Below are 24435 nucleotides of genomic sequence, written 5' to 3'. Positions count from 1 at the left end.
GCCGACCGCGGCGACAGCAGGGGTTGTGCGGAGCCCCCGTGGACCGGTTACCGTTCCGGGCCATGGGGGCTCTCGCACGTACCGCGGCGCCGGTGCTGGCCGCGCTGGTGCTGCTCGCCGGCTGCGGTTCCGACGGCGTGCCGGCGAAGACCTGGGCGACCCACGTCTGCCAGGCGTTGAAGCCGTGGACCAGCACGGTGAGCAAGCTGACCCGGCAGACCCAGCAGGAGATGCAGCAGGTCACCACGCCGGATGCGGCGAAGGTGACGCTGCTCAACCTGCTCGACTCGGAGGCGAAGGCGACCGACAAGGCCCGTGACCGGTTGCTCGCCGCCGGGGTGCCGGACGTGGACGACGGGAAGAGAATCGCGGCCGAGTTCACCGCGGCGCTGACCTCGGCCCGCGACTCGTACCGCACCGCCCGGGACGCGATCCGCAAGCTGCCGACGACCGACTCGAAGGCCTTCTACGACGGCGTGTCCAGCGCGATCGACAAGCTGAACACGCAGTACGACGCGGGGGCGCTGGACACCTCCAAGGTCCACTCCGAGCCGCTGCAGCAGGCGTTCGACGAGGTACCGGAGTGCCAGTGAGCGCCGCGTCGGACGAACCGCCGGCCATCGAGCCGCTGTTCGCGCTGCCCGCGCCGCAGCAGCCCGCCGAGCGGGCCCCGCAGCCGCGCCGCCGGCGCACCGCACTGGCGCAGGCGTCCCTGTTCTCCGCGGTACTGGCCGAGCCGCGTCCCGCCGACGTGGCCGGCGTGCTGGCCGGCGGCGGCCAGGTGATCCGGATGGGTGGTACGGCGCGGGTCTCGGTGGTGGTGACGCAGGAGTGGCGGGCGGCGGCGTTGCTCGCCGCGTTCGACGGGCGGGGCCTGACCGGCAGCCGGGTACCGACGGTGGACGATCACATCGGCGTGCGTACCGCGTTCTGCGCGGTGCTGGCCCCGGTCGCGGACGCCTGGCTGCACGGTACGGTGACCCGGCCGCCGGCCGGCTTCCGCGCGGACGGGCTGGCGCTGCGGCTGTGGGCGATCGCCGGGGGCCGCCGCGACAGCATCGGGTACCTGCTGCCGTTACCCAGCGCCGAGTCGGCCTGGCAGCCGTTGCGGCTGGCGTTGCGGGTGGCCGGTTTCGACGCCGAGTTGTTGACCAGCGGCCCGAGCCTGCGGGTCGTCGGGCGCGCGCACCTGGCCACGCTCACCGACGTGCTCGGCCCGCCCCCCGCCAACGCCGACGACCACGCCTGGCCCACATGACCGCACCCGGATCGCCGGGCGTGCGGATCGTCCGACCTTCCGGTCGTCCGGCCGTGCGGATCGCCCGGCGGTCTCCGGGCCGACCGGTGTGGGCGTCGCTGCGAACGGTGATCGGCTGCCGAGGTGTGCCGGGACGCTACTCTCGACTGCGTTGTATGGCGCCGAATGTCGGGAGAGGCGTTGGCTGTCCGGCTCGACCATCCGGTCTGGCGCGTGCTGCGCGAGCGGCGGGCGCGCGGTGACCGGGCCGACGGGTACAAGGTGGGGCTGGCCGTGCAGGGCGGCGGGATGCGCGGGGTGCTGTCCGGCGCGATGCTCACGGCGCTGGAGGATCTCGGCTTCCGCGACGTGTTCGACGGCGTCTACGGCGCCTCGTCCGGTGCTCTGAACGCGGCATACTTCCTGGCCGGTGGGTCCTGGCGGAACCTCGCCGCGTACTACGACGATCTGACCTCGCCGGCGTTCCTGTCGGTGCGGCGCTGGCGCGCCGGGATCATGGACCTCGACTACGCGCTCGGCGAGGTGCTGTGCCGGCGCAAGCCGTTGGATTTCGCCGCCGTGCTCGGCTCGCCGACGCCGTTGCACGTCGCGATCACCCGGCTGGACCCGCCCGGCACCGAGCTGCGCAGCGGCTTCGGTGACGCCACGGAGCTGGTGGCGGCGCTGCGGGCGAGCGCGTGGCTGCCGGTGGTGTCGCGCGGGGTCGCCGACTGTGCGGGCCCGGCGATCGACGGCGCGATGCTGACCATTCACCCGTACCGGCTGGCGGCCGGTGACGATTGCACCCACGTGCTGTCGCTGAGCAGCCGCCGTCCCGGCCCGGTTCCGGGTCCGTACGCGCCGGTCGAGCTGGCGGTGACCGCGGCGCTGGCGGCGCTGGACCGCCGGCTGGTCGGGCCCCGCTGCCGGGCGGTCCGGCAGTACCAGCGGGATCGCGCCCGGCTGGCCGGGCCGCCGCTGGCCCCGAACGAGCGGGTCGCCGCGCTGCCCGACCCGCCGGCCGGGCGCACCGCCGGCCGGGCCGGCGCGCCGGAGGTGCTGGACGTGTTGCCGCCGCGGGGGGTGGCGTCGTTCGAGCGCAGCGCCGGTGCGCTGCTGGTCGCGGCCCGGCAGGCGTACGAGGAGGCGTACCGGGTGCTGTCCGGGTACCGCGGCGAGGGGTTCGCGACGGTGCCGAGGTTCGTGCCGGTGGCGGCGGAGCGAGGGGAGGCGGCGGATGCCGAGGCTGGTGAAGGTCGATCTGGCGGTGCTGCTCGGGAGGCTTCCTGACGACCGGCTGTCGCTGCCCGGCTGGGGGAGTGCGTCGGCGTCGGCGTGGCGGGCGTTGCTGCGGTCGGTGCCGACGGACCGCCGGGCGTTCGAGTCGCGGTACGAGAAGGACTGGGGCGAGACGATCGCCCGCCTCGCGGTGCACTGCCGGCAGCCCCATCCGCTCCGGCACGACAAGCTGTACGGCCGGCTGGCGGTGCTGCTGCTGACCATGCTGGCGTTGGATCATTCGCAGCGCTACCGCTCGTACCGGGGTGGTCGGGCGGATGCGCCGGGCGGTGGGGCGACCGGGATCGGGCACGACTGCGCGTCGCTGTGCCGGCCGCTGCTGACGATGCCGCCGGTGCGGGCCGCGCTGCTGGAGCTGTACGAGCCGGCGAACGACCAGGCCGCGGCGCAGGAGTGGGCCGCGATCGATCCGGCGACGCTGGCCTTCCACCGGCACGGGACGACGTCGTTCATCGTCAGTGGCGCCCGGCGCGGGGTGAGTCAGGGTGCCCGGCGCCGGTTCGCGCTCAAGTGCCTGCTCCTGCCGTACCTGGAGATCCCGACGATCGAGCGGGCCACCCGCGGCTACCTGGCCCGCTACCAGCGGGACGAGGACGGGTTGCGGCATCTGGCCCGGCTGTGGGCCTCCAGCGACAGCTGGGTGTTGATGGATTTCGTGCCGGGTCGCACGCTCGCGGAGCGGCTGGCCGACGAGCCGCCGCCGCGGCCGGGCGACCCGCTCCGGATCGACCTGCTGGAGCGGTACGGCGGGGCGCTGTTCGACGCGTTGCGCGAGCTGGACGGGGTGGGGCTGACCCACCAGGATCTGTCGCCGTCGAACATCATCGTGGCGGAGTCGCCGGACGGGGCCGGCCGGGTGACGATGACGCTGCTCGACCTGGGCGCGAACTACCTGTACGCGCAGGCGCTGCCGGGTGACTCCGGCCCGGACCTGCCGTTCGTGGCGCCGGAGGTGCGGCGGGACGGGGCGGGTGCCCGCGCCGACCTGTACTCGCTGGGCCAGCTGCTGGTGCTGCTCGGGACCGGTGCGCCGGCCGACCGGGGCATCGTGCCGGACGACTTCTACGCCGAGACGCCGCTGATGGCGCGGTTCCTGGAGGATCTGCTGGACGCCGATCCGGCCCGCCGGTTGCGGCTGTTCCGCCCGGAGCGGACCAGCCCGCTGTACGAGCAGCTCGGCCGCTGGTTCACCGAGGAGCTGACGGCGTTGCGCGCCGCGTACGCCGAGCGGGTCCGGCCGGCGCGCGCGGACGTGCGGGACAACCTGCTCGGGCTGTTCCATCCGTTCTCCGGCGCGCCGCGGCGGCAGCGCCGGCTGCTGGCGGTCCGGCGGGCGCAGCGCAGCTACGCCGAGCACCGGAAGAACATGCGCCTGCGCTGGCTGCTGGGCTGGTCGTTGCTGTCGGCGACGCTGTCCTACCTGGGCGGCCTGCTCGTCCTCACCTACCTGCTGCGCGAGCTGGGTCTGGACTTCGGTGGCCCGGCGCTGTCGGTGGCCCAGCGCGTGACCGGTACCGGGCCGGACGGCATCCCGTTCCTCGACCGGCTCCGGGCCGCCGACTACCCGGTTCCGGACCCGCGGCACAACCTGCTGATTCTCGCGGTCGGGTTCACCTTCGTACTGGTCTGCGCGAAGTACTACCAGGGGCTGTTCGCGGGGTTGACGCCGCTGGTCACCGGGCGCCGCGCGGGCCGCCTGTCGGTACTGGCGGTGGCGGCCGAGGTGGCGATGCGGGCCACGGTGGTGGCCTCGCCGGTGGCGATCGCGCTGCCGGTGGTGGTGGAGCGGCGCTGGTGGCTGATCTGCGTGGCGTCCGGGATGACCCTGGTGATGTTCTGCAACGCCGTCATCTCGGGGTACGCGCGTGCCGTGTTGCGGCGGGCCCGCGCGGCGGGGTTGTCGACGGTGCCGGCGACCGTGCCGGGGGTGCAGAAGTACACGTCGTGGCTGGCCGGCAACGTGCTCTACGCGTTCGTCCTGTGGCTGCTCGCCCCGCTGCTTTATTACGGGATACTTCAGGACACTCCGGTCTACCTGGTGGCGGTGATCATCGCGAATGTGCCCCTGATGTACCTGATCAAGTGTGGGATGGAGGCGGTCGGGATCCGGGTGGGGCTGGGTCGGGCGTGTCTGGCGGCGGAGCGGCTGGCGACTATTCCCGAGCCGGAGTCGGGCCCGGCGCCGGAGCACCGCCCGGCCGATGATCCGGTTTCACCCGGTATGCCAGTATCAGCTGCGGCGGTCGCTGCCGACTGACGTGATACGCCCGATTGGAGAGGTATGTCGGCGCATGAGTGTCCCGCGCAACCCGGTGGCGAGCGGCGCGTTACGTTTGACAACCTCTGGGCACACCGGCTAGGACCGCTGTGTCATTCTGTCCCACTGGCGGCGCAACGTCGCCGACGCGTCACCTGATGAGTTGACTGGAGTACCGTGCCGCGATCCGAGAGCAGCAACCGGCTGGTCATCGTCGAGTCCCCGGCGAAGGCCAAGACCATCTCGGGCTACCTCGGCCCGGGGTGGGTCGTGGAGGCGAGCCGTGGCCACATCCGCGACCTGCCCAGTGGCGCCAAGGAGGTGCCCGAGAAGTACAAGGGCACCCCGATGGCGCGGCTCGGCGTCGACCCGGAGCACGACTTCGCTCCGCTCTACGTCGTCTCGCCGGACCGCAAGGCCCAGGTGACCCGGCTCAAGGGGCTGCTCGCCGACGCCGACGAACTCTTCCTCGCCACCGATGAGGACCGCGAGGGCGAGGCGATCGCCTGGCACCTGGAGCAGCTGCTCAAGCCGAAGGTGCCGGTGCACCGGATGGTGTTCCACGAGATCACCCGGCCGGCGATCCAGGCGGCGGTGGCCAACCCGCGCACCATCAACCAGAACCTGGTCGACGCGTACGAGGCGCGCCGGGTGCTGGACCGGCTGTACGGGTACGAGGTCAGCCCGGTGCTGTGGAAGAAGATCATGCCGAAGCTGTCGGCCGGCCGGGTGCAGTCGGTGGCGACGCGCATCGTGGTCGAGCGCGAGCGGCAGCGGATGGCGTTCCACTCGGCCGACTACTGGGACATCCAGGCGACCCTCGCGGTGGCGGCGGCCGACGTCAAGGACGGCCCGCGTACCTTCGGCGCGACGCTGATCGCGCTGGACGGCGACCGGGTCGCGACGGGCCGCGACTTCGACCCGGCGACCGGCCGGGTGCGCCCCAACTCCGGTGCGATCCCGCTGGACGAGGAGGGTGCGCGGGGTCTCGCCGCCCGGCTCGACGGCCGCGACTTCACCGTCACCCGGGTCGAGGAGAAGCCGTACCGGCGCCGGCCGTACGCGCCGTTCATGACCTCGACGCTGCAGCAGGAGGCGTCCCGCAAGCTGCGGTTCTCGTCCGAGACCACGATGCGGGTGGCGCAGCGGCTGTACGAGAACGGCTACATCACCTACATGCGAACCGACTCGACGACGCTGTCGGACACCGCCCTGTCGGCGGCCCGGTCGCAGGTCGCCGAGCTGTACGGCAGCCGGTACGTGCCGGCCGAGCCCCGGCAGTACACCCGCAAGGTGAAGAACGCGCAGGAGGCGCACGAGGCGATCCGCCCGGCCGGCGAGCAGTTCCGCACCCCGGGTTCGCTCGCCAACGAGCTGTCCCCGGACGAGTTCCGGCTGTACGAGCTGATCTGGCGGCGCACCATCGCCTCGCAGATGATCGACGCGGTCGGCAACTCGGTGTCGGTGCGCATCAACGCGGTGTCCGCGACCGGCGAGTCGTGCGACTTCGCCGCGTCCGGCAAGACCATCACCGAGCCGGGCTTCCTGCGCGCGTACGTCGAGTCGACCGACGACGAGAACGCCGAGGCCGAGGACGCCGAGCGGCGGCTGCCGAACCTGGTGCGCGACCAGTCGCTGACCGCCGACGCGCTGGAGCCGACCGGGCACACCACCCAGCCGCCGGCCCGCTACACGGAGGCGTCGCTGGTCAAGGCGCTGGAGGAGCTCGGCATCGGCCGGCCCTCCACGTACACCTCGATCATGCAGACGATCCAGCGCCGCGGGTACGTCTTCAAGCGCGGCCAGGCGCTGATCCCGTCGTTCGTGGCGTTCGCGGTGGTGCAGCTGCTGGAGAAGTACTTCCCGCGGCTGGTCGACTACGACTTCACCGCCGGGTTGGAGAACGACCTGGACGAGATCACCGACGGCCGGGTGCAGACGCTCGGGTTCCTGCGTTCCTTCTACTTCGGTGACGACGCGGCGGAGGCCGGCACGGTCGCCCGCTCCGGCGGGTTGAAGCGGCTGGTCACCGAGCAACTGTCGGAGATCGACGCGCGCGGCATCAACTCGATCCCGCTGTTCACCGACGACGAGGGCCGCAACGTGGTCGTCCGGGTCGGGCGGTACGGGCCCTACCTGGAGCGGCGCACCCCGGGTGACGAGGACACGGAGCCGAACCCGGACGGGCCGCGCCGCAACGCGTCGATCCCGGACGACGTGGTGCCCGACGAGCTGACCCCGGCGAAGGTCGAGGAGCTGTTCAAGACCAACTCGGGCGCCCGCGAGCTGGGCACCGACCCGGCCACCGGCGAGCCGGTCACGGCCAAGTCCGGCCGCTTCGGCCCGTACGTGACGTCCGGCGAGAAGTCCTCGTCGCTGTTCTCGTCGCAGTCGATGGACACGCTGACGCTGGAGGACGCGCTGCGGCTGCTGTCGTTGCCGCGCACCGTCGGTACCGGCGCGGACGGCGAGCCGGTGACCGCGCAGAACGGCCGGTACGGTCCGTACATCCGGAAGGGCACCGACTCGCGGTCGCTGGAGTCGGAGGAGCAGATCTTCACGGTCACCCTGGAGGAGGCCGAGAAGCTGTTCGCGGAGCCGAAGCGGCGGGGCCGGCGGGCCGCGCCGAAGGAGCCGCTGCGCACCCTCGGCGACGACCCGGCGACCGGCAAGCCGATCGTGGTGAAGGACGGCCGGTTCGGGCTGTACGTCACCGACGGCGAGACGAACCGCACCCTGCCGCGTACCGAGACGGCCGAGTCGATCACGCTGGACCGTGCCGCGGAACTGCTGGCGGACAAGCGGGCCCAGGGCCCCGCGCCGCGCAAGAAGGCCGCGAAGAAGACGGCGGCGAAGAAGACCGCCGCGAAGAAGACCGCGACCAAGAAGACGGCCGCCAAGAAGACCGCGGCGAAGAAGACCGCGGCCAAGGCCACCGCGAAGAAGGCGCCGGCCAAGAAGGCAGCCCCGAAGAAGTCCACTTCGGACAACTGACCTCGGCCGCGCGCCCGCCGGCTCCGGGCCGCATTGCCGACCCGGTACGACGGCGTAGTCCACTGTGGACGGTGTCGATGGTCGCCGAGCGGCTGCTCGGGGCGCGCCCGTGCCGGCGCCCCCTCAGTCCACTGTGGACGGTGGCGGACCGTCGGCGAGCGGATGCCTGGTGACGGCGAGGTAGGGGCCGGTGGAGTCGAGGCCGACGTAGGTCGCCTCGGCCAGCAGGATGCCGAGCGCGCGGGCCTGGATCGGGTCGAAGGTGCGCACCGGGTGTCCGTCGACCGCGACCATCATCCGGTTGGCGATCCGGTCGGTGACCGCGTGCACGACGACGTGCCCGTCCGGATCGGTGACGCGCCAGTGGACGAGGGTGGCGGATCCTCCGGTCGGCTCCGGCGGTCCCGTTGGTGCGGTCATCGGGCTGGCTCCGGCGCCCTGGTACGCGCGGTCATCGAGTCGTCCGGGTCTATCCACAGTAGACGGAGGTCGCGGGAGAAGCGCAGCGTGCGCAGCAGTTCGGTGGCGCTGGCATACATCCCGAGGTGCCCGCCGTCGGGCAGGAACGCCAGCACGCCGTGCCGCAGTGCGGCGCCCCAGCAGTACAACCGGGGATGGTCGGCGAGCAGCGGGTACTCGTAGAGCAGGAAGCGGCGCGGCAGCGGTGGCACGTGCAGTCCGGGTACCGCGGCGGCGATGTCGTCGGTGGTCGTCATGTCAGCAGCCTGCCGGGGCTGACGTACGGAGGGTAAGAGAATAGGCTCTACCCGTGCCGGTCGGATCACGGTTCGTGGTCGCAGCCGGTACGGCCGACCCCGACAACGCTGTGAGGGCGCGGTGAAGACGAGTCTCAGCGAGCTGGATGCCGGTGCCGTTCGTCGCGCGTACGCGGCGGAGCTGCGCCGGGCGCGGAACGCGGCCGGCCTGACCCAGGAGCAACTTGCCGCCCGCATCTGCTATTCCACCGGTTTGGTGAGCATGATCGAGACCGGCCGCCGGCCGCCGAGCGTCGACTTCACCAGCCGCTGCGACAAGTTGCTGGGCACCGGCGGCACGCTGGCCCGGCTGCTGCCGGCGCAGTCCGACTATCCCGAGTGGTTCCGCGACTTCGTCACCCTGGAAGCCGAAGCGCTCGCCATCCGCGAGGTCGAGGTCCAGGTCATGCCCGGCCTCCTGCAAACCGAGGAGTACGCCCGCGCGGTGCTGCGCAACAGTTGGCCGCCGAAGGATCCGGACGAGATCGAACGGCGGCTGGCCGCCCGGGTCCGTCGACAACAGATCCTCGACCGCGACGACCCGCCGCTGCTCTCCGTCATCCTCAACGAGTCCGTGCTGCACATCCCGGTCGGCGGTCCGGACGTCATGCGGTCGCAGTGCCGGTACCTGCTGGCCATGGCAGAGCGGCCGCACATCGAAATCCAGGTACTCACTTTCGCCGCGACAGCGCGAGCCCCGATGGGTGGCGGCTTCACCGTGCTCGACTTCGCGGCGGGTCCGCCGGTCGCCTATGCCGAGAGCTTGGCAAATAGTCAGGTCGTCAACGACCCGAACATCGTGCAACGATACGGGCGGGCATTCGATGCAATGTGCCGCAGGGCGCTTGCACCGGAGCAACTGGCCGACGAGATCGTGCGGATCAGGGGAGAGCGATGAGTCTGCAGTGGTGGAAGAGCGGTCGTAGTGGCAGTTCTGGCGGCCAGTGCGTCGAGGTCGCCGTCTCCGGCTGGTGGAAGAGCAGCCGCAGCGGGAGCGAGGGCGGCCAGTGCGTTGAGGTTGCTGTCTCGGGGTGGCGGAAGTCGAGTCGTAGCGGCAGTGAGGGCGGCAACTGCGTCGAGGTTGCCGATGGTGGGGAGCGGTGGCACGTGCGGGACTCCAAGGACCCGGACGGCGGCATGCTCTGCGTCGCCGCGCCCAGCTGGCACGCCTTCGTCGCCGCCGTCAAGACCGACACCGTCTGACCACGGGTACCGGTAGCGCCGGTGGCCACCGGGGCCGCGAGCGCGAGGACCGGGCGCACGGCGGTACCGGATCGGCCGGGTCGCGATAGTGTGCGGCATGGCGATTCCGGTGACGGTGGTCGGCTCCGGGCCGACGAAGGTTCTCGCACTGCACGGCTGGTTCGGCTCCGCCCGCGGCTGGGGTTGGCTGCCCGAGCTCATCGACCAGGACTCCTACAGCTACGCGTTCGTCGACTACCGCGGCTACGGTCGGCGGCGGGACGAGCCGGGCGAGTACACGATGGCCGAGATCAGCGCCGACGCGCGCGGGCTGGCCGACGAGCTGGGCTGGGACACGTACGCGCTGCTCGGGCACTCGATGGGCGGCAAGGCGATGCTCCAGGTGTACGCGGACGCGCCGTCGCGGGTGACCGCGATGGTCGGCGTCAGCCCGGTACCGGCGTCCGCGTTGCCGTTCGACGACGAGAGTTGGGCGCTGTTCGACGGCGCCGCCGAGCGGGACGAGAACCGGTACGCGATCATCGATCTGACCACCGGCGGCCGGCACTCGAAGACCTGGCTCGACTCGATGGTGCGGCACTCGGTCGACAACTCGACCCGCGCGGCGTTCGGGGCCTACCTGGAGCCGTGGGCGAAGGGCGACTTCGCCGTGGACGTCCCGGCGCCGACCGTGCCGGTGACGGTGATCGCCGGCGAGCACGACGCCGCGCTCGGCCCGGACGCGATGCGCGGTACCTGGCTGGCCCAGTTCCCGTCCTGCACCCTGGAGACGTTCCCGAACGCCGGCCACTACGCCATGTACGAGACGCCCGTCGCCCTCGCCACGACCTTGGAGAAGGCGCTCCGCTGACGGTTGCCGGCGGGCGCGGGCCGGGCCACCTGCGGCCCGCGCCCGCCGGGTCGGTAGCCTCTCCGCATGGCTGATGACCAGGCAGAACGCACCGTCGAGGCGAGGTTCGAGATCGTCAGCTTCGAGGAGACCGAGTACGACCTGCCCGACGACGGGCCGAAGCTGACCCGGGTGCAGCTCCGCAAGCGCTACCAGGGGACCATCGACGGCACCGGCGTCACCGAGGTGCTGACCGCGCAGGGCCCGGCCGGCGGCGGGTACGTGGCGTCCGAGCGCATCGACGGCGTCCTGGACGGCCGCCGCGGCACGTTCGTGATCCAGCACCACGGCCTCGCCGACGGCGCCGACCAGCGCAGCGACGGCAGCATCGTGCCGCACTCCGGAACCGGGGAACTCGCCACCATCGCCGGCCGCGCGATGGAACGGGAGTTCCAGGTGCTCACCCTCAGCTACACTCTCTGACCGGCCCTGCCGGGCTCCCCGGACGCGCTCGGCTCGGCGGACTCACTGGGCGCGGTCTGCGGCGATGCGTGCGATGTCGGCCGGGGTGCCGGCCATGATCGTGCGGGCGTGCTCGGTGACCAGTTCGACCGGCCAATCCCACCACGCGGCCCGGCGCAGCCGCTCGACGTCGGCGTCGTCGTACCGCTGCCGGATCGGTTTCGCCGGGTTGCCGCCGACGATCGTGTACGGCGCCACGTCGCCGGTGACCAGGGAGCCGGCGGCGATGATCGCGCCGTCACCGATCGTCACGCCGGGCATGATCGTCGCCTGGTAGCCGATCCAGACGTCGTTGCCGATGACGGTGTCGCCGCGGCTGGGCATCGAGGTGACGATGTCCAGCGTCTGCTCGGTCCACCGGCCGCCGAACATGGTGAACGGGTAGGTCGAGACGCCCACGGTCGGATGGGCCGCGCCGGCCATCAGGAACCTGGTCCCGGTGGCGATCGCGCAGTATTTCCCGATGATCAACCGCTCTGGCCCGTACGCGTAGAGCACGTTGCGGGTCTCGAAGTTCGTGGCGTCGTCCGGGTCGTCGTAGTAGGTGTACTCGCCGACGACGAGGTGCGGTGCGGTCACCAGCGGCTTGAGGAACACCACCCGCTCGTGCGCGGCCAGCGGGTGTACGGCGGTCGGATCGGGTCCCAACATCGTGTCCTTCGCGGTCTCTCCGGCCGCACCTTGCGGCGGCCATAAACCCTAGCTGACCTGCGCAAAGCCCGGATCGACCGAGCGTGTCCGGCCGTCCAGAGACCGACGATGTCGCGTGATGGCATTGACGGCGTCTATGTGATGTCAATACGATGTCATCCAAGCGAATCGGACCGAACGCAGCGCGGAGGACGTCATGGGGGACCTGCCGGAGTTCCTGGACCGGTACCAACTGGAGCGGCCGAGATCCGACCGCCCGCTCGGGTTCGCGGCGGCCCTCGCCGACCACCACGTACCGGGCATCTCCATCGCGCTGCTGGAGCACGGCCAGGTGACCCAGACCTGGACCATGGGCCGCCGCAGCGTCACCAGCGACGCACCGGTCGAGCCGGACACGCTGTTCCAGGCCGCGTCCATCAGCAAGTCGATCGCCGCCGCCTGCGTGCTGCGGCTGGTCGACGAGAGCGTGCTCGACCTCGACACCGACGTCAACGACCTGCTCAAGTCGTGGCAGCTGCCGGCCAACGACGGCTGGCAGCCGCACGTCACGCTGCGCCAGCTGCTCGCCCACACCGCCGGTACCACCGTGCACGGCCTGGCCGGCTACCCGCCGGGGATGCCGGTGCCGTCGGTGCCCGACATCCTCGACGGCAGGGGAAACTCGGCGCCGGTGCGGGTCACCGCGGTGCCCGGGGTGCGGCACAGCTACTCCGGCGGCGGGTACACGATCGCGCAGCTGGTGCTGACCGACGTGACCGGCCTCGACGTCGACACCCTCGCCTGGGAGCTGGTGTTCGAGCCGGCCGGCATGGTGCACAGCACGTTCGCCCAGCCCCTCGACCGGGCCCGGGCGGTGCGCGCCGCGTCCGCGCACCGGGCCGGTCCGGCCCCGGTCGCCGGCGGCTGGCACACCTACGCGGACCTGGCCGCGGCCGGCATGTGGAGCACCGCGACCGACGTTGCCCGGTTCTTCGCCGCGATCCGGGACAGCGCCGCCGGCGCCCCGGGCGCACTGCTGTCCGCACGGTCGACCCGCGCGATGCTCACCCGCGGCGCTCCGAACAGGGCGTACGGGCTGGGCGTCGGCATCGCCGAACCCGGCGCCCCGGCGTTCGTCGGCCACAGCGGCAGCAACGAGGGGTACCGCAGCTGGGCCGGCATCCACCTGGACGACGGCAGCGGCGCCGCGATCATGACCAACGGCGACCACGGGTACCAGCTGATCACCGACGTGCTGCTGCCGGCACTGCGGCGCGAGTACGGCTGGCCGGCCGCGGCGGGGGCGCCCACCCCGGCGGTGGCGGCGAGCGACCTCGCCGGGCGGTACGTCAGCAGGGACGACGAGTTCGTGGTCGCCGAGACGGACGCGGGGTTGACGCTCACCGTGCCGGGGCAGCCGCCGGTGCCGCTGACCGCCGGTACCGACGGGGGCTGGCGGGCCCGGGTGCTCAACGTCGACGTCCGCTTCCCGATCCGGGATGGCGACCGCGTCCTCGTCCTGCACCAGGAACTCGTCCCGGACGCCGACGTCGAAGCCACCCGGGTCACCGGCTGACACCGGGCCGCCGGTCAGCCGCCGAAGATGCTGCCGCGCTTGATGGTGCGCACGATCGGTACCGTCTCGATGCTGCTGATCGCGGGGATCGCGGCGAGCCGGTCGGTCAGGTAGTCGTAGAGCGCGTACACGTCGGCGCACATCAGGCTGGCAACCAGGTTCGTGGCGCCGGTCGTCGCCCCGGCGAACGCGACCTGCTCGTGCTCGGCGAGCGCCTCGCCGACCGAACTCAGCGCGGCCGGCGCCACGCTCATCAGCAACAGCGTGTTGGCATGCACGCCCAACAGTCGCTCGTCGATGTCGACGTCGACGAACAGCGCGCCGGCCGAGCGCAGCGCGTCGATCCGGCGCCGTACGGTCGATTCGTGCCAGCCGGTCGCGTGCGCGATCGTGGCGTGCGCGGCCCGGCCGTCGACGCTCAGCGCATCGAGCAGGGCACGGTCGCCGTCGTCGAGCACCACCTCGCTCGGCGCGACCCCCGGGTACGGGTCGAGCCGCGCGGCCTGCCCGGGGTCGAGCGCGGTGGTCAGGGCGGGCCAGGCGGCCGGCCCGCCGCGGAAGACGTGCAGCACGCACTGGGCACTGATCGCGAGGACCGGCCGGGTCTCGGTGAGCTGTTCGAGCAGCTGCGCGTGGTCGTGTTCGCTGCTCGCCTCGGTGCCGCACAGCACCTCGGTACCGCCGGACGCCAGCTGCACGTACGAGGTGTCGGGGCGCTTCGCGAGCGCCCGCGCGACGGCGTTGGCGGAGCCCGGGGCGACCCGCAGCCGCAGCGCCCAGACGACGTGCCCGAGCCGCCGCGCGTCCAGCCGGCCCACCACCCGGATCACGTCGGCGCGGCGCAACCGCCGGTACCGCCGGGCGACGGTCTGGTCGGAGACCCCGAGCACCGCGGCGATCCGGCTGAACGGGGCGCGCCCGTCGATGGTGAGCGCGTGGATCAGGCTCAGATCGATCTCGTCGAGCACGACCGATTCCATGCCTCGGATGCTAGCTCGTGTCGAGATCCGGCAGAAGCGTGTTGATGGCTGGAGCATTCGTCGGCCGGCAATGACGCTCGCGGCATGTCTACCGAAGCTGATCGCACCGCCGGCGCCGCGGCCCCACCCGAACCGAACGCCGGCCCGCTCGCCGGCTGGTGGCCGGTCGTCGCCGTCGCGCTGGCGGTGTTCATGCTGCTGCTGCAGGCCACGGTCGTGTCCGTGGCGCTGCCCGCCATCCACCGCGATCTGGGCGGCGACCAGACCACGCTGCAGTGGGTCGTCGACGGCTACGCACTGACCCTCGCCGCGCTGCAACTGATCGGCGGCTCGGCCGGCGACCGGTTCGGCCACCGCACCGTGTTCGTCACCGGCGTGACGCTGTTTGCCGTCGCCTCGCTGGCCAGCGGCCTCGCCCCGACGACCGGCGCACTCGTCGGCGCCGTCGCCGTGCAGGGCGCCGGCGGCGCGCTGATGTTCGCGACCACGCTGGCGCTGATCGCCCGGTACTATCCGGGCCCGTCGCGGGGCACCGCGTTCGCGATCCGCGGCACGGTCGCCGGCGTCGCCGCGGCGGCCGGCCCGCTGCTCGGCGGCGCGATCACCACCGGGCTGGGCTGGCGGTGGATCTTCTTCCTCAACCTGCCGATCGCGGCGATCACCGTCGTCCTCGCCGCCGTCACCCTGCGCCACGAGGCGCGGCCGGACCGCGGCCAGCGGCTGGATCTCGGCGGTGCCGCCGCGTTGAGCGCCGCGCTGGTACTGCTGGTTCTCGCCCTGCTGCGCGGAAACGACGCCGGCTGGGGCAGCGTCCAGGTGCTGCTGCTGTTCGCCGGCGCGGTCGTCGGACTGGTGGCGTTCGTCCTCGTCGAGCACCGGCATCCGGCGCCGCTGCTCGACCTGGCGCTGTTTCGCCGCCGCAGGTTCACCGGCGCCCAGGTCGCCGCGCTCGCCGCGCAGGGATCGCTGTTCCCGCTGTACGTCTACCTGTCGCTCTGGTTCCAGGGCCCGCTCGGTTACTCGGCGCTGCAGACCGGGCTACGGTTCCTGCTGATCACCGCGCCGATCCTGCTCGTCGGCACGCTGGTCGGCACCCTGATGGACCGGTTCGGCGTGGCTCGGCTCGTCGCCGCCGGGCTGGTCGTACTCGGTGCCGGACTGTTGCTGCTGTGCCGGCTCGGCCCCACCACCGGCTGGACGGCGCTGGTACCCGGCTTCCTGGTCGTCGGGGTCGGCGTCGGGCTCACCCTGCCGCCGCTCGGCGCGCTGGCCGTCTCGGTCGTCGAGCCGTCGCGGGTCGGCATGGCCTCCGGTGTCAACAACACCTTCCAGCAGATCGGCTTCAGTACCGGCATCGCCGGCTACGGCGCGGTCTTCGCGCACCAGCTCGGTGCGGCCCACGGCGGCCCGGACGGGTACGTCACCGGGCTCGACCGGGTGTTCCTGATCGCCGGCACGGTGGCCCTGCTCGGCGCGCTCCTCACCGCTCTGCTGAGCCGCGGCACCCGTCGCTGAGCCGGGGTGTCGGCCGCATCGGTTCGCGACGGTGTGGCCGGCCGGTGTTCCGCCGCGAGGTTCGGGAGGCGGCGCCGGCCGAAATTCCGGTGCCGATCCGGGTGGGTGGGCGCATGCTGCGGGGGTGACGACGACGATGCCGGCCGAGCTGGTCACCCGGCCACTGACCGCGGCGGACGCGGCGGCGGTGACCGCGCTGATGGCCGACTGCGAACGGGTCGACCTCGGTGAGGCGGTCATCGAGGAGGCCGACATCGTCGGCGACTGGCAGCGGCCCAGCTTCGACCTCACCGCCGACACGCTCGCCGTGCTCGACGGCGACCGGCTGGTCGGCTACGCCGAGGTCTACCAGGGCCGGCGGGCCGAGGTGTACGTGCATCCCGACCACCGGGGCCGCGGCATCGGCACCGCGCTGCTCGGCTGGACCCGCCGGCGCGCCCGGGAGGTGGGCAGCGACCTGATCGGCCAGACCGTACCGGAGCGGGCCGTCGACGCGGTGAACCTGTTGCGGCGCAACGGCTACACCCCGCTCTGGACCAGCTGGGTACTGGAGCTGCCGGCCGGTGCGGTGATCCCCGCCGCGCCGCTACCGGCCGGATACGCGATCCGCCCGTACCGGCCGGGCGAGGAACGCGCCGTCTACCGCACCATCGAGGACGCGTTCGCCGAGTGGCCGGACCGCAGCCCCACCGGGTACGAGGACTGGGCGGCCGGAGTGCTCGGCCGGCCCGGGTTCCGGCCGGCGCAGCTGCTCGTGGTCGTGCACGGCGACGAGATCGTCGGCGCCTGCCACCTGCTCGACACCGACGGCGATGCGTGGATCAACCAGCTCGCGGTACGGGCCGACCAGCGCGGCCGTGGCCTGGCCCGCGCCCTGCTCGCCGAGGCGTTCGGCGCGGCGCGAACCCGTGGCGCGCAACGGGCGCAGCTGTCGACCGACTCCCGTACCGGCGCACTCGATCTCTACCGCCACGTCGGCATGCACGTCACCATCACCCTGATCCACCTCGCCGCCCGGCCCTGACGAGGTCCCGGCCGTCGGTGTCGGCGCAGTCAGGCGACGTCGGCACCGGGCGCAAGGCGAACGACGAGCTCGGCACCGAGCGCCCGGGCGAGCCGCTCCAGTACCGGAATCGTGGGGACCGTCCCGCCACTTTCGAATCGGGCAACCGCAGACTGCGTCATACCCGCCTGATCCGCCAGCCGGCGCTGGCTCCAGCCCCGACGCTCCCGCAACTCTCGTACCGAGCGCCCCAACTCGAAGGCGATACGGGTTGCTTCGAACGCTTCGGCGGCACCCGGCTCTGCCATGCGCCGATCACGCAGTTCCGTCCACTCGCTCCGCTCCATCACCGGCCCTCCCCATCCACTGTGTGCTGTGCCGAGATGCACCGTGCCAGCGCCTGCCGGGCCCGATCCACCTGCCGGCCCTCTCGCATCCGCGTCTTGTGGAACGTGGTCAAGAGAATGATTCGCCTCGATGCCGCTATCCAGCACGTGATGCGGACCGACTGCCCGTCGATGTGGAACCGCAGCTCCCGTAGCTTTCCGTCCAACTGCCGACTGTACGGCTCGCCGAGCAACGCGCCTTTGTCAGCCAGCAGCTCTATGTAGAACGCCGCCGTGGCGAAATGCTCGGTGGACAACCCCTCCAGCCACTTCCGGACCTCCGGCTCAAGCTCGACGGTACCCATGTCATAGCGATGATGCTATGGGCTGCTCGCAACAACGTGGCTAGCTGAACCTCGCGTCCACGGTGGCGAACGCGCTCGCGAACCAGGTGGTGGTGAGTCGGCGAGCGTCCGGTACCGGTCAGGTGGGGTCGGTGGCGAGGCGGGCGTGCAGGTGCATGTCGTGGAAGCCGTCGGCGTGCGGGACCGACTGGCGCAGCGTGCCCTCGTACCGGTAGCCGGATTTCTCGGCGACCCGGCAGGAGGCGGTGTTCTCGATGGCGTGCAACAACTCCAGCCGGTGCAGCTGGAGTTCGTCGGTGCACCACCGGGTGAGGCGGCCCAGCGCCCGGCCGGCGAGGCCGTGGCCGCGGGCGGCCGGCAGCGTCCAGTACGCCACCTCGGCGAGGCCTTCGGTGAGATCGACGGTGCGCAGCCCGATCCGGCCGGCCAGCGTGCCGTCGGAGCTGACCGCCCAGTCCGCGCCGGCCTCGGCGGACCAGCGCTCGGCCCGTTGCCGGATCCAGTCGCGCGCCTCGTCCTCGTTCATCGACCGCGCGTGCCAGCGCCGGATCGCCGGATCCTGGTACGCCCGCGCCAGCGCGGGTGCGTCGGCGTCGCGCCAGGGGCGCAGCAGCAGCGCGCCGCGGGCGGTCGAGCTCCCGCCGGGCGGCTCGGTCAGGACGGGCTGGGGGATGCCGGACATCCGTCCGGGCGGGACGACGGGCTCGATCAGCGACGGCACCCGCCCATCCTGCCATCCCTGGCACGCCGGCACGCTTTTCCTTTCGTGCCGCCGGCACTAGTATTTCGTGCGGCACGCAAAGGGGGTGGGATCATGGCGGGCAACGAGGCGCCGGTGCGCTGCCGGCAGTGCGATAAACCGTTGGTACAAAAGAAATCCAAGGGCCGGGTGCGACTCTACTGCGACGCCACCTGCCGCAGTGCGGCGCGCCGAGAGCGGGCTGCCGTGAAGGAGAAATTGACACGGCACGATCGTCAGGAGACGGTTGACACCGGGGAGCACGACCCGCTCACGGAGGTGATCGCGGCGCACGACGCGCTGCGCGCCGCCGACCGCCGGCTGCACCGGGCGGTCCGCGCCGCCCGGTCGGCCGGCGAGACCTGGGAGGTGATCGGTGAGACGTTGGGGATCACCCGGCAGGCGGCGTACCAGCGGTTCGGGCGGGCCGGCGAGCGCTCGGACACCGGCCTGGCGCCGCTGCCGGACGCCGCCGACCGGTCCGTCCGGATCCTGGTCGACCTGACCGAGGGCCGGTGGCCGGCGGTGGTCAGCCGGTTCTCGCCCCGGATGGCGGGCGCCGTCGACGCCACGAGGCTCGCCGCCGTGTGGGCCGAACTGACCGACAGCATCGGCCGGTACGAGGGGATCGGCACGACGTTCGTCCGGCGCATCGGCCGGCACACGGTGGTGGACGTGGCGGTCCGCTGCGAGGCGGGCGACGCCACCCTGCGCGTCGCGTACGACGACGGCGGTGCGATCGCCGGGCTGCTCGTGCTGCCCGTTGCACAGACCTAGGGGCCCGGCTGGAGATCCTGCGGGGCCCGAGACACGAGGGAGGGCCCCATGGGGATCGATCGTCGCGGCATCATGTCGGCGGTCGGGTACGCGCTGCCGCTGGCGGTCGCGGTCGGGGTGGCGGTCGGCACGCCGGCCGGCGCCGAGCCGGACCGCGCCGAGCACGCCGCGGACCGGCAGCTGCGCTGGCTGATCGGCGCCACCCGGCAGGCGCCGGTGCCGGCCGAGGAACTGGCCGCGCACCTCGCCGCCGAGACGCTGGCGGCGATCGGCGGCGCGGACGCGCTGAACGAGGTCTTCGCCCAGATCGGCCCGTTGACCGCCGGCCGGTCCCTGGCCAGCACCGCGACCAGGGCGGAGCGGCTCGCCGTCGGCGCGGGCCGGTGGGTCGTGCGGGTCGATGTCGAGGACACCGGCCTGATCACCGGCCTGAAGTTCGCCGCCTACCACGAGACGCCACGGACCTGGGCCGAGCTGGACCGCCGGGCCCGGGCGCTGGCGCCGAACGTGTCGTTCGCCGCCGCCCGCATCGGCCGCGGCGGTGACACCACGGTGGTGCACGGCATCGCGCCGGACACCCGCCGGCCGCTCGGCTCCGCCTTCAAGCTGTACGTGCTGGGCGCGCTGGCCGACGAGATCGCCGCCGGGCGGGCGAGCTGGCGGGAGCAGCTCGCGATCCGGGACGACTGGAAGAGCCTGCCCGGCGGGGTGCTGCAGGACCGACCGGCCGGCACCGAGCTCAGCCTGGCGGACTTCGCCCGGTACATGATCTCGATCAGCGACAACACCGCCGCCGATCACCTGATCCACCGGGTCGGCCGGACCCGGGTCGAGCACGAGCTGGGCCGCCTCGGTACCGCCGATCCCGCCGCCGACCTGCCGTTCCTGACCACCCGGGAGCTGTTCGTGCTCAAGGGCCACGACTACCCGCGGCTGGCCGCCGGCTACCAGCGGGCCCCCGTCCCGGTCCGGCGGGCGCGGCTCGCGCGGGTCGACCGGGTACCGCTGTCGGCCATCACGCCGTGGACGACACCGCGCCGGGTCAACACGCTGGAGTGGTTCGCCACGCCGGCCGACATCTGCCGGGCGCTCGCCGGCCTGTCCGACCGGTACCGCGTGGGCGGCATGGCGCCGCTCGGCACCGCGATGTCCACCAACGACCAGTACATCGGGTTGGACCGGCGCCGGTTCCCGCTGGTCTGGTACAAGGGCGGCAGCGAACCGGGGGTGCTCACGGTGAACTTCCTCGCCGGTACGAAACGGGGCGAGCAGGTCGCCGCCAGCCTGTTGCTGTCCGACCCCGAGCAGGCGTTCGACGAGACCGCGCTGCTGCCCGAGGTGCTCGCGCTCGCCCGCGGCGGGCTGGAACTCGCCGCCCGCCGCTGATCCCGCCGGCCCGCCGCGGTCGCGACCGGGCCCCCGCCACGGCACCGAGCGTGCGGTCGCCCCCGGGCCCCCGCCGCCGGCACCGGACTGCGGTGGTCCGGGCCCGCGCCGCCGGGGCCGGTGCGGGCTGCCATCATGAAACCGGCACGGCCCGGTACGGCGGATGCGAGGGGGAGCCATGGTGGTGGACCTGGAGCCGATCACGCGCGAGGTCGCGGGTCTCGTCGGTCGGGTGCGCGACGACCAGCTCGACGGTCCGACGCCGTGCGCCGAGATGACCGTACGGCAGCTGCTCGCGCACCTGGCGCAGCTCACCGTCGGGTTCCGGATGCTGGCGCAGAAGCAGGCCGTACCCGGCGGCCCGCGGCCGACCGAGCTGCCGGCCGACTGGCGGGAGCGGCTGCCCCGGGTGCTGGACGAGCTCGCGGACGCCTGGCAGCTGCCGGCGGCGTGGGAGGGCACCGTGCAGTTCTTCGGCCGGGAGATGCCGGGCGCGATGGCCGGCCAGATCGTCACCGACGAGCTGGTCCTGCACGGCTGGGATCTGGCCCGCGCGATCGGCGCGCCGTACCGGGCGGACGAGCCGGCGCTGCGGGCCGCGCACGGCTGGGTCACCGCCACGGTGGAGCGCACCGGCGGCAAGGGACAGGAGGGGCTGTTCGCCCCGCCGGTACCGGTGGCCGATGACGCGCCGCTGCTCGACCGGGTCGTCGCGCTCGCCGGCCGCGCTCCGACCTGGACCCCGTGACGGCGTGCCCGACCACCAGTCCGGTCGATCATGGTGCGGTGCCGGGACGACGTCGCGGTCCGGCCACGGGACTTCCTGATCGACGGGGCCGGGCTCAGTCGCCGAAGACGCGCCGGGTGTAGTCGTTGGCGAACACGCGGTCCGGATCGAGCCGGTCCCGCACCGCGACGAAGTCGTCGAACCGCGGGTAGCTCGCGCGCAGCGAGTCCGCGTCCCGCCAGTGCAGCTTGCCCCAGTGCGGCCGGCCGTCCAGGCCGCGCATCACCGCCTCCACGGCGCGGAAGTACGGCTCGTAAGCCATTCCCACGTACTGGTGCACCGCGAGGTAGGCGGCGTCCCGGCCGTGCGCGGTGGACAGCCAGACGTCGTCGGCCGCCGCGACCCGCACCTCGACCGGGAACGCGATGCGCACGCCGCAGGTCTCGACCGCCCGGCGCAGCCCGGCGAACGCCTCGGTCAGCGCCTCCCGCGGGATGGAGTACTCCATCTCGACGAACCGGACCCGGCGCGGCGTGCAGAACACCCGGTCGGACCGGTCGGCGTAGCTGCGGGCCGACAGCGCCCGCGCGGACAGCCCGTTGACCCGCGGCGCCAGCGCCGGCGCGCGGCGCACCAGCTTGCACAGTACCGAGAAGGCGGTGTTGGACAGTAGCTCGTCGTCGAGCACCTGCCGCCACTTCGGCAGCGGGTGCGGCGCCTCGTCCGGGCCGAGCCGGTTGTTGCGCTTGACCGAGGTCAGCTCGGTGTAGGGGAACCAGTAGAACTCGAAGTGGTCGTTGGCCGCGGCCAGTTCGTCCACTGTGGACAGAACGGTGTCCAGCGGCATCGGCCGCTCGTCTGCCCGCAGTGGAAAGGAGTCCACACAGGACAGTTCGAGCTCGGTGAGCACGCCGACCGCGCCGACGCCCAACCGGGCCGCCTCGAACACGTCCGGGTTCTCGGTCGGCGAGGCGTGCAGCACCTCACCGGTGCCGGTGACCAGCGTCAGCCCGGCGACGAACGTGGCCAACCCGCCCAGCTTCGCGCCGGTGCCGTGGGTACCGGTGGAGATCGCGCCGGCGATCGTCTGCCGGTCGATGTCGCCCAGGTTCGGCAGCGCCAGGTCGACCGCGGCGAGCACCCGGTTCAGCTCGTGCAGCGGCATCCCCGCCGGTACGGTGACCCGCTTCGCCTCCCGGTCGACCGCGTAGCGCCCGCTCGCCGGCGCCAGCCGCACCCCGTCGGTGCGGGCCGCGCCGGTGAACGAGTGCCCGGACCCGATCGCCTTGAGCGTGCCGCCCGATTCGCGTACCCGGCCGACGATCTCGGCGACCCGCTCGGCCGAGCCGGCCTCGGCGACCTCACGCGCGACGGCCCGCTGGTTGCCGGCCCAGTTCGTCCACTGTGGACTGGTCATCGCACCTCCAGCTCGACGGCCACCGGTACATGATCCGACGCGGTCGTGCGCACCGCCACCAGGTCCGAGACGGTGACGGCGTTCGTGGCGTACACGTGGTCGATGTGCTTGATCGGGTGATTCGACGGATAGGACGGCACGGACCGCTGCTCGCTGAGCCCGGCGGACTCCAGCGTCGCGAGCGCCGGCGAACCAGGCTGCGCGTTCAGGTCACCGGCCAGCACCACCCGCGGCCCGAGCGTACGGACCAGCTTCGCCGCGGCCCGCGCCTGCGACTGCGGCGGCGTGTCCCCGGCCGGCTGGAAGTGCGTCGCCACCACGGCGAGGTCGGTGTCGCCCAGCGACACGGTGACGGCGAGGGCGCCGGCGCCGGTCGGCCCCTCGGCCGGCAGCGCGACCCGGCGTACCTGCCGGATCGGCAGCCGGGTGAGCACCGCGTCGCCCCACACCTGGTCCGCCGCCGGCCCGAACTCGTAGGCCATGTGCAGCCGGCGGGCCACCGCGACCAGGTCGTCGTGGCCGCCGTTGAGGAACCAGCCGCGGTCGACCTCGTTGAGCAGCACCACGTCCGGGTGCTGCGCGGCGAGCGCGGCCGCCACGTCGGCCACCGCGAACCGGCCGCGCAGGTCGAACCCCATCCGGATGTTGTAGGTGACCAGCCGCAGCCTGTTGCCGGACGCGTCGGCCGCCGCGGGCGGCGCCGTCACCACGAACGCGCCGGCCAGCCCGGCCAGCACGGCGAGCACCGGGATCGCCACGATCGTGGCCGGCCGCTGCCGCACCGTCGCCCGGATCGGGCGCCACGGGGCCGCGGTGGCGCCGATCCACAGCGCCGCGATCAGCAGCAGGATCCCGTTCGGGATGCCGATCGAGGCGTCGTAGGCGGCGTAGTAGCCGAACAGCAACGCGCCCGCGCCGAACAGCCCGCCGCCGGCCGCGAGGCCGCGCCAGATCGACCCGGCGCCGCTGCCCGGCAGTCCGGCCCAGCCGAGGCAGCCGGCCAGTGCCAGCGCGCCGAGCGCCTGCGCGACCGGCCCGTACCAGGTGGCCTGGCCGCCGTCGGTGGTCGGGAACGTGGCGAGCACCAGCAGCGGCAGCGCCACCGCCGGCACCCAGGCGGTACCCGTCAGCCTGGGGCGGGCCGCGACGAGCACCGCCAGTACGCCGGCGCCGGTGACCAGGGCGACCGCGAGCGGCGCGGGCATCGTGCCGGCACCGGCGCGGGCGGCGGCGCCGGTCAGCACCCCGTACAGCAGGATCGCCGGGCCGACGGCCGACCAGTACCGCCGGGCGGGGGCGCCGGCGGGCACGTGCAGCGCGGCGGTGGCGAGCACGGCGATCGCGAACGCGACCAGCAGCGCGATCCGCAGCAGCATCCAGCCGGCACCGTGCCGCCAGATCAGGTCCTCGGTGCTCAGCAGGGTGTCCAGCACGGTACCGGCGGCGAGCCCGGCGGTGACGCCGACCGCGTGCCAGGCGCCGACGAGCCGCGGCTGGGTGCGGTCGGTCGCGGCGAGCCGGGCGCCGGAGAGCGCATCGCCGGTGATGTACCAGTAGCCGCCGGCGACGGCGACGGCCGCCGCGTACAGCTGGGGCTGGCCGCCGTCGGTGAACAGCAGCGCGAGGTGCCCGGCGAGCAGGGCCGCGGCGCCGGCGGCCCGCACCACCCCGCTGTAGGTGTACCGGCCGACGACGGCGGCGACCAGGCCGGCGGCGAACCACGCCAGCGCGAACCCGCCGAGCAGGGCCGGCGAGGTACTGCCGGCGTCGCCGAAGATCGTGATGAGCGAGGGCAGGAAGACGCGCAGCGCGTCGAGGAGCAACAGGACGCCGAGCGCCGTCGCCAGGATCCGCCGGGTCATGATAGGTGAATACTCCTCATGTCTGGCAACGTCAAC

General features: G+C 73.0%; 24 protein-coding genes. 15 read left to right on the top strand and 9 right to left on the bottom strand.

Annotated features, from left to right (window positions below):
- The first annotated feature begins 62 nt into the window (after positions 1 to 62).
- The 5 genes from Asera_RS02545 (at position 63) to topA (ending at position 7787) form a co-directional block, all read left to right on the top strand.
- The gene (locus tag Asera_RS02545; protein ID WP_035297037.1) at positions 63 to 593 is read left to right on the top strand and encodes a hypothetical protein; all 531 of its coding nucleotides are present in this window, start codon (positions 63 to 65) and stop codon (positions 591 to 593) included.
- Positions 590 to 1258 carry a hypothetical protein gene (locus tag Asera_RS02540; RefSeq protein ID WP_051802379.1) on the top strand — a complete coding sequence of 223 codons (669 nt, stop codon included), beginning with the start codon at positions 590 to 592 and terminating at the stop codon, positions 1256 to 1258. The genes Asera_RS02545 and Asera_RS02540 overlap by 4 nt, the downstream gene beginning before the upstream one ends.
- A gap of 180 nt (positions 1259 to 1438) precedes the next feature.
- Positions 1439 to 2527: a patatin-like phospholipase family protein gene (locus tag Asera_RS02535; protein WP_169745849.1), complete on the top strand. Its 1089-nt coding sequence runs from the start codon at positions 1439 to 1441 to the stop codon at positions 2525 to 2527.
- The gene (locus Asera_RS02530; RefSeq protein WP_051802377.1) at positions 2475 to 4793 is read left to right on the top strand and encodes a protein kinase family protein; all 2319 of its coding nucleotides are present in this window, start codon (positions 2475 to 2477) and stop codon (positions 4791 to 4793) included. Before Asera_RS02535 ends, Asera_RS02530 begins: the two co-directional genes overlap by 53 nt.
- 177 nt (positions 4794 to 4970) lie before the next feature.
- Positions 4971 to 7787, top strand: coding sequence for a type I DNA topoisomerase (topA, locus tag Asera_RS02525; protein WP_030446875.1), 2817 nt, complete (start codon positions 4971 to 4973; stop codon positions 7785 to 7787).
- 123 nt (positions 7788 to 7910) lie between these two features.
- On the opposite strand, the gene Asera_RS02520 is transcribed toward topA, so the two are convergent.
- Both Asera_RS02520 and Asera_RS02515 read right to left on the bottom strand, forming a co-directional pair.
- Positions 7911 to 8207, bottom strand: a complete 297-nt coding sequence (locus Asera_RS02520; protein WP_030446874.1) for a hypothetical protein — start codon at positions 8205 to 8207, stop codon at positions 7911 to 7913.
- Entirely contained in the window at positions 8204 to 8503 is a 300-nt protein-coding gene (locus tag Asera_RS02515) for a hypothetical protein (protein WP_030446873.1), read from the bottom strand. Before Asera_RS02515 ends, Asera_RS02520 begins: the two co-directional genes overlap by 4 nt.
- 121 nt (positions 8504 to 8624) lie before the next feature.
- On the opposite strand from Asera_RS02515, the gene Asera_RS02510 reads away from it, so the two are divergent.
- The 4 genes from Asera_RS02510 (at position 8625) to Asera_RS02495 (ending at position 11057) form a co-directional block, all read left to right on the top strand.
- Complete coding sequence (locus Asera_RS02510; RefSeq protein ID WP_051802376.1) at positions 8625 to 9440, top strand: helix-turn-helix domain-containing protein; 816 nt, start codon at positions 8625 to 8627, stop codon at positions 9438 to 9440.
- Complete coding sequence (locus tag Asera_RS33770; protein WP_035297035.1) at positions 9437 to 9745, top strand: DUF397 domain-containing protein; 309 nt, start codon at positions 9437 to 9439, stop codon at positions 9743 to 9745. The genes Asera_RS02510 and Asera_RS33770 overlap by 4 nt, the downstream gene beginning before the upstream one ends.
- Positions 9746 to 9842: 97 nt before the next feature.
- Positions 9843 to 10595: an alpha/beta fold hydrolase gene (locus Asera_RS02500; RefSeq protein WP_030446870.1), complete on the top strand. Its 753-nt coding sequence runs from the start codon at positions 9843 to 9845 to the stop codon at positions 10593 to 10595.
- A gap of 66 nt (positions 10596 to 10661) precedes the next feature.
- On the top strand, positions 10662 to 11057 hold the full coding sequence (locus tag Asera_RS02495) for a DUF3224 domain-containing protein (protein ID WP_030446869.1): 396 nt from the start codon (positions 10662 to 10664) through the stop codon (positions 11055 to 11057).
- A gap of 42 nt (positions 11058 to 11099) precedes the next feature.
- Here the strand turns inward: Asera_RS02495 and Asera_RS02490 are convergent, their stop codons facing one another.
- Positions 11100 to 11747: a CatB-related O-acetyltransferase gene (locus Asera_RS02490; protein ID WP_211255606.1), complete on the bottom strand. Its 648-nt coding sequence runs from the start codon at positions 11745 to 11747 to the stop codon at positions 11100 to 11102.
- 196 nt (positions 11748 to 11943) lie between these two features.
- Between Asera_RS02490 and Asera_RS02485 the strand changes: the two genes are divergently transcribed.
- Positions 11944 to 13302 carry a serine hydrolase domain-containing protein gene (locus Asera_RS02485; protein ID WP_051802375.1) on the top strand — a complete coding sequence of 453 codons (1359 nt, stop codon included), beginning with the start codon at positions 11944 to 11946 and terminating at the stop codon, positions 13300 to 13302.
- 14 nt (positions 13303 to 13316) lie between these two features.
- On the opposite strand, the gene Asera_RS02480 is transcribed toward Asera_RS02485, so the two are convergent.
- Positions 13317 to 14282 carry an Lrp/AsnC family transcriptional regulator gene (locus Asera_RS02480; RefSeq protein WP_030446866.1) on the bottom strand — a complete coding sequence of 322 codons (966 nt, stop codon included), beginning with the start codon at positions 14280 to 14282 and terminating at the stop codon, positions 13317 to 13319.
- Positions 14283 to 14366: 84 nt separating this feature from the next.
- On the opposite strand from Asera_RS02480, the gene Asera_RS02475 reads away from it, so the two are divergent.
- Entirely contained in the window at positions 14367 to 15797 is a 1431-nt protein-coding gene (locus tag Asera_RS02475) for an MFS transporter (RefSeq protein WP_051802374.1), read from the top strand.
- Between the two features lie 124 nt (positions 15798 to 15921).
- Positions 15922 to 16821, top strand: coding sequence for a GNAT family N-acetyltransferase (locus Asera_RS02470; RefSeq protein ID WP_211255605.1), 900 nt, complete (start codon positions 15922 to 15924; stop codon positions 16819 to 16821).
- Between the two features lie 29 nt (positions 16822 to 16850).
- On the opposite strand, the gene Asera_RS02465 is transcribed toward Asera_RS02470, so the two are convergent.
- From Asera_RS02465 to Asera_RS02455, 3 genes are all read right to left on the bottom strand, one after another.
- A complete protein-coding gene (locus Asera_RS02465; protein ID WP_211255610.1) occupies positions 16851 to 17147 on the bottom strand; it encodes a helix-turn-helix domain-containing protein in 297 nt (98 codons plus the stop codon).
- Positions 17147 to 17491 (bottom strand): type II toxin-antitoxin system RelE/ParE family toxin, encoded by a 345-nt coding sequence (locus Asera_RS02460; RefSeq protein WP_030446862.1) that lies wholly within the window; start codon positions 17489 to 17491, stop codon positions 17147 to 17149. The genes Asera_RS02465 and Asera_RS02460 overlap by 1 nt, the downstream gene beginning before the upstream one ends.
- Before the next feature lie 118 nt (positions 17492 to 17609).
- Positions 17610 to 18212 carry a GNAT family N-acetyltransferase gene (locus tag Asera_RS02455; protein WP_030446861.1) on the bottom strand — a complete coding sequence of 201 codons (603 nt, stop codon included), beginning with the start codon at positions 18210 to 18212 and terminating at the stop codon, positions 17610 to 17612.
- 225 nt (positions 18213 to 18437) lie between these two features.
- On the opposite strand from Asera_RS02455, the gene Asera_RS02450 reads away from it, so the two are divergent.
- From Asera_RS02450 to Asera_RS02440, 3 genes are all read left to right on the top strand, one after another.
- The gene (locus Asera_RS02450; RefSeq protein WP_212804491.1) at positions 18438 to 19007 is read left to right on the top strand and encodes a DUF3887 domain-containing protein; all 570 of its coding nucleotides are present in this window, start codon (positions 18438 to 18440) and stop codon (positions 19005 to 19007) included.
- A 48-nt stretch (positions 19008 to 19055) separates the two neighbouring features.
- The gene (locus tag Asera_RS02445; protein ID WP_084131732.1) at positions 19056 to 20393 is read left to right on the top strand and encodes a serine hydrolase; all 1338 of its coding nucleotides are present in this window, start codon (positions 19056 to 19058) and stop codon (positions 20391 to 20393) included.
- Positions 20394 to 20571: 178 nt separating this feature from the next.
- Positions 20572 to 21141, top strand: a complete 570-nt coding sequence (locus Asera_RS02440; protein ID WP_157034876.1) for a TIGR03086 family metal-binding protein — start codon at positions 20572 to 20574, stop codon at positions 21139 to 21141.
- A 94-nt stretch (positions 21142 to 21235) separates the two neighbouring features.
- Here Asera_RS02440 and Asera_RS02435 read toward each other — a convergent pair whose 3' ends face one another.
- Complete coding sequence (locus Asera_RS02435; RefSeq protein WP_030446857.1) at positions 21236 to 22537, bottom strand: D-arabinono-1,4-lactone oxidase; 1302 nt, start codon at positions 22535 to 22537, stop codon at positions 21236 to 21238.
- A complete protein-coding gene (locus Asera_RS02430) occupies positions 22534 to 24399 on the bottom strand; it encodes an endonuclease/exonuclease/phosphatase family protein (RefSeq protein ID WP_051802372.1) in 1866 nt (621 codons plus the stop codon). Before Asera_RS02430 ends, Asera_RS02435 begins: the two co-directional genes overlap by 4 nt.
- Between the last annotated feature and the right edge of the window lie 36 nt (positions 24400 to 24435).

Origin of the sequence: Actinocatenispora sera, from assembly GCF_018324685.1 — a bacterium.
GTDB classification, from domain to species: Bacteria; Actinomycetota; Actinomycetes; order Mycobacteriales; family Micromonosporaceae; genus Actinocatenispora; species Actinocatenispora sera.
Note: the sequence above shows the minus strand (reverse complement) of the source record. Positions and strands in the feature narration are given on the sequence as shown.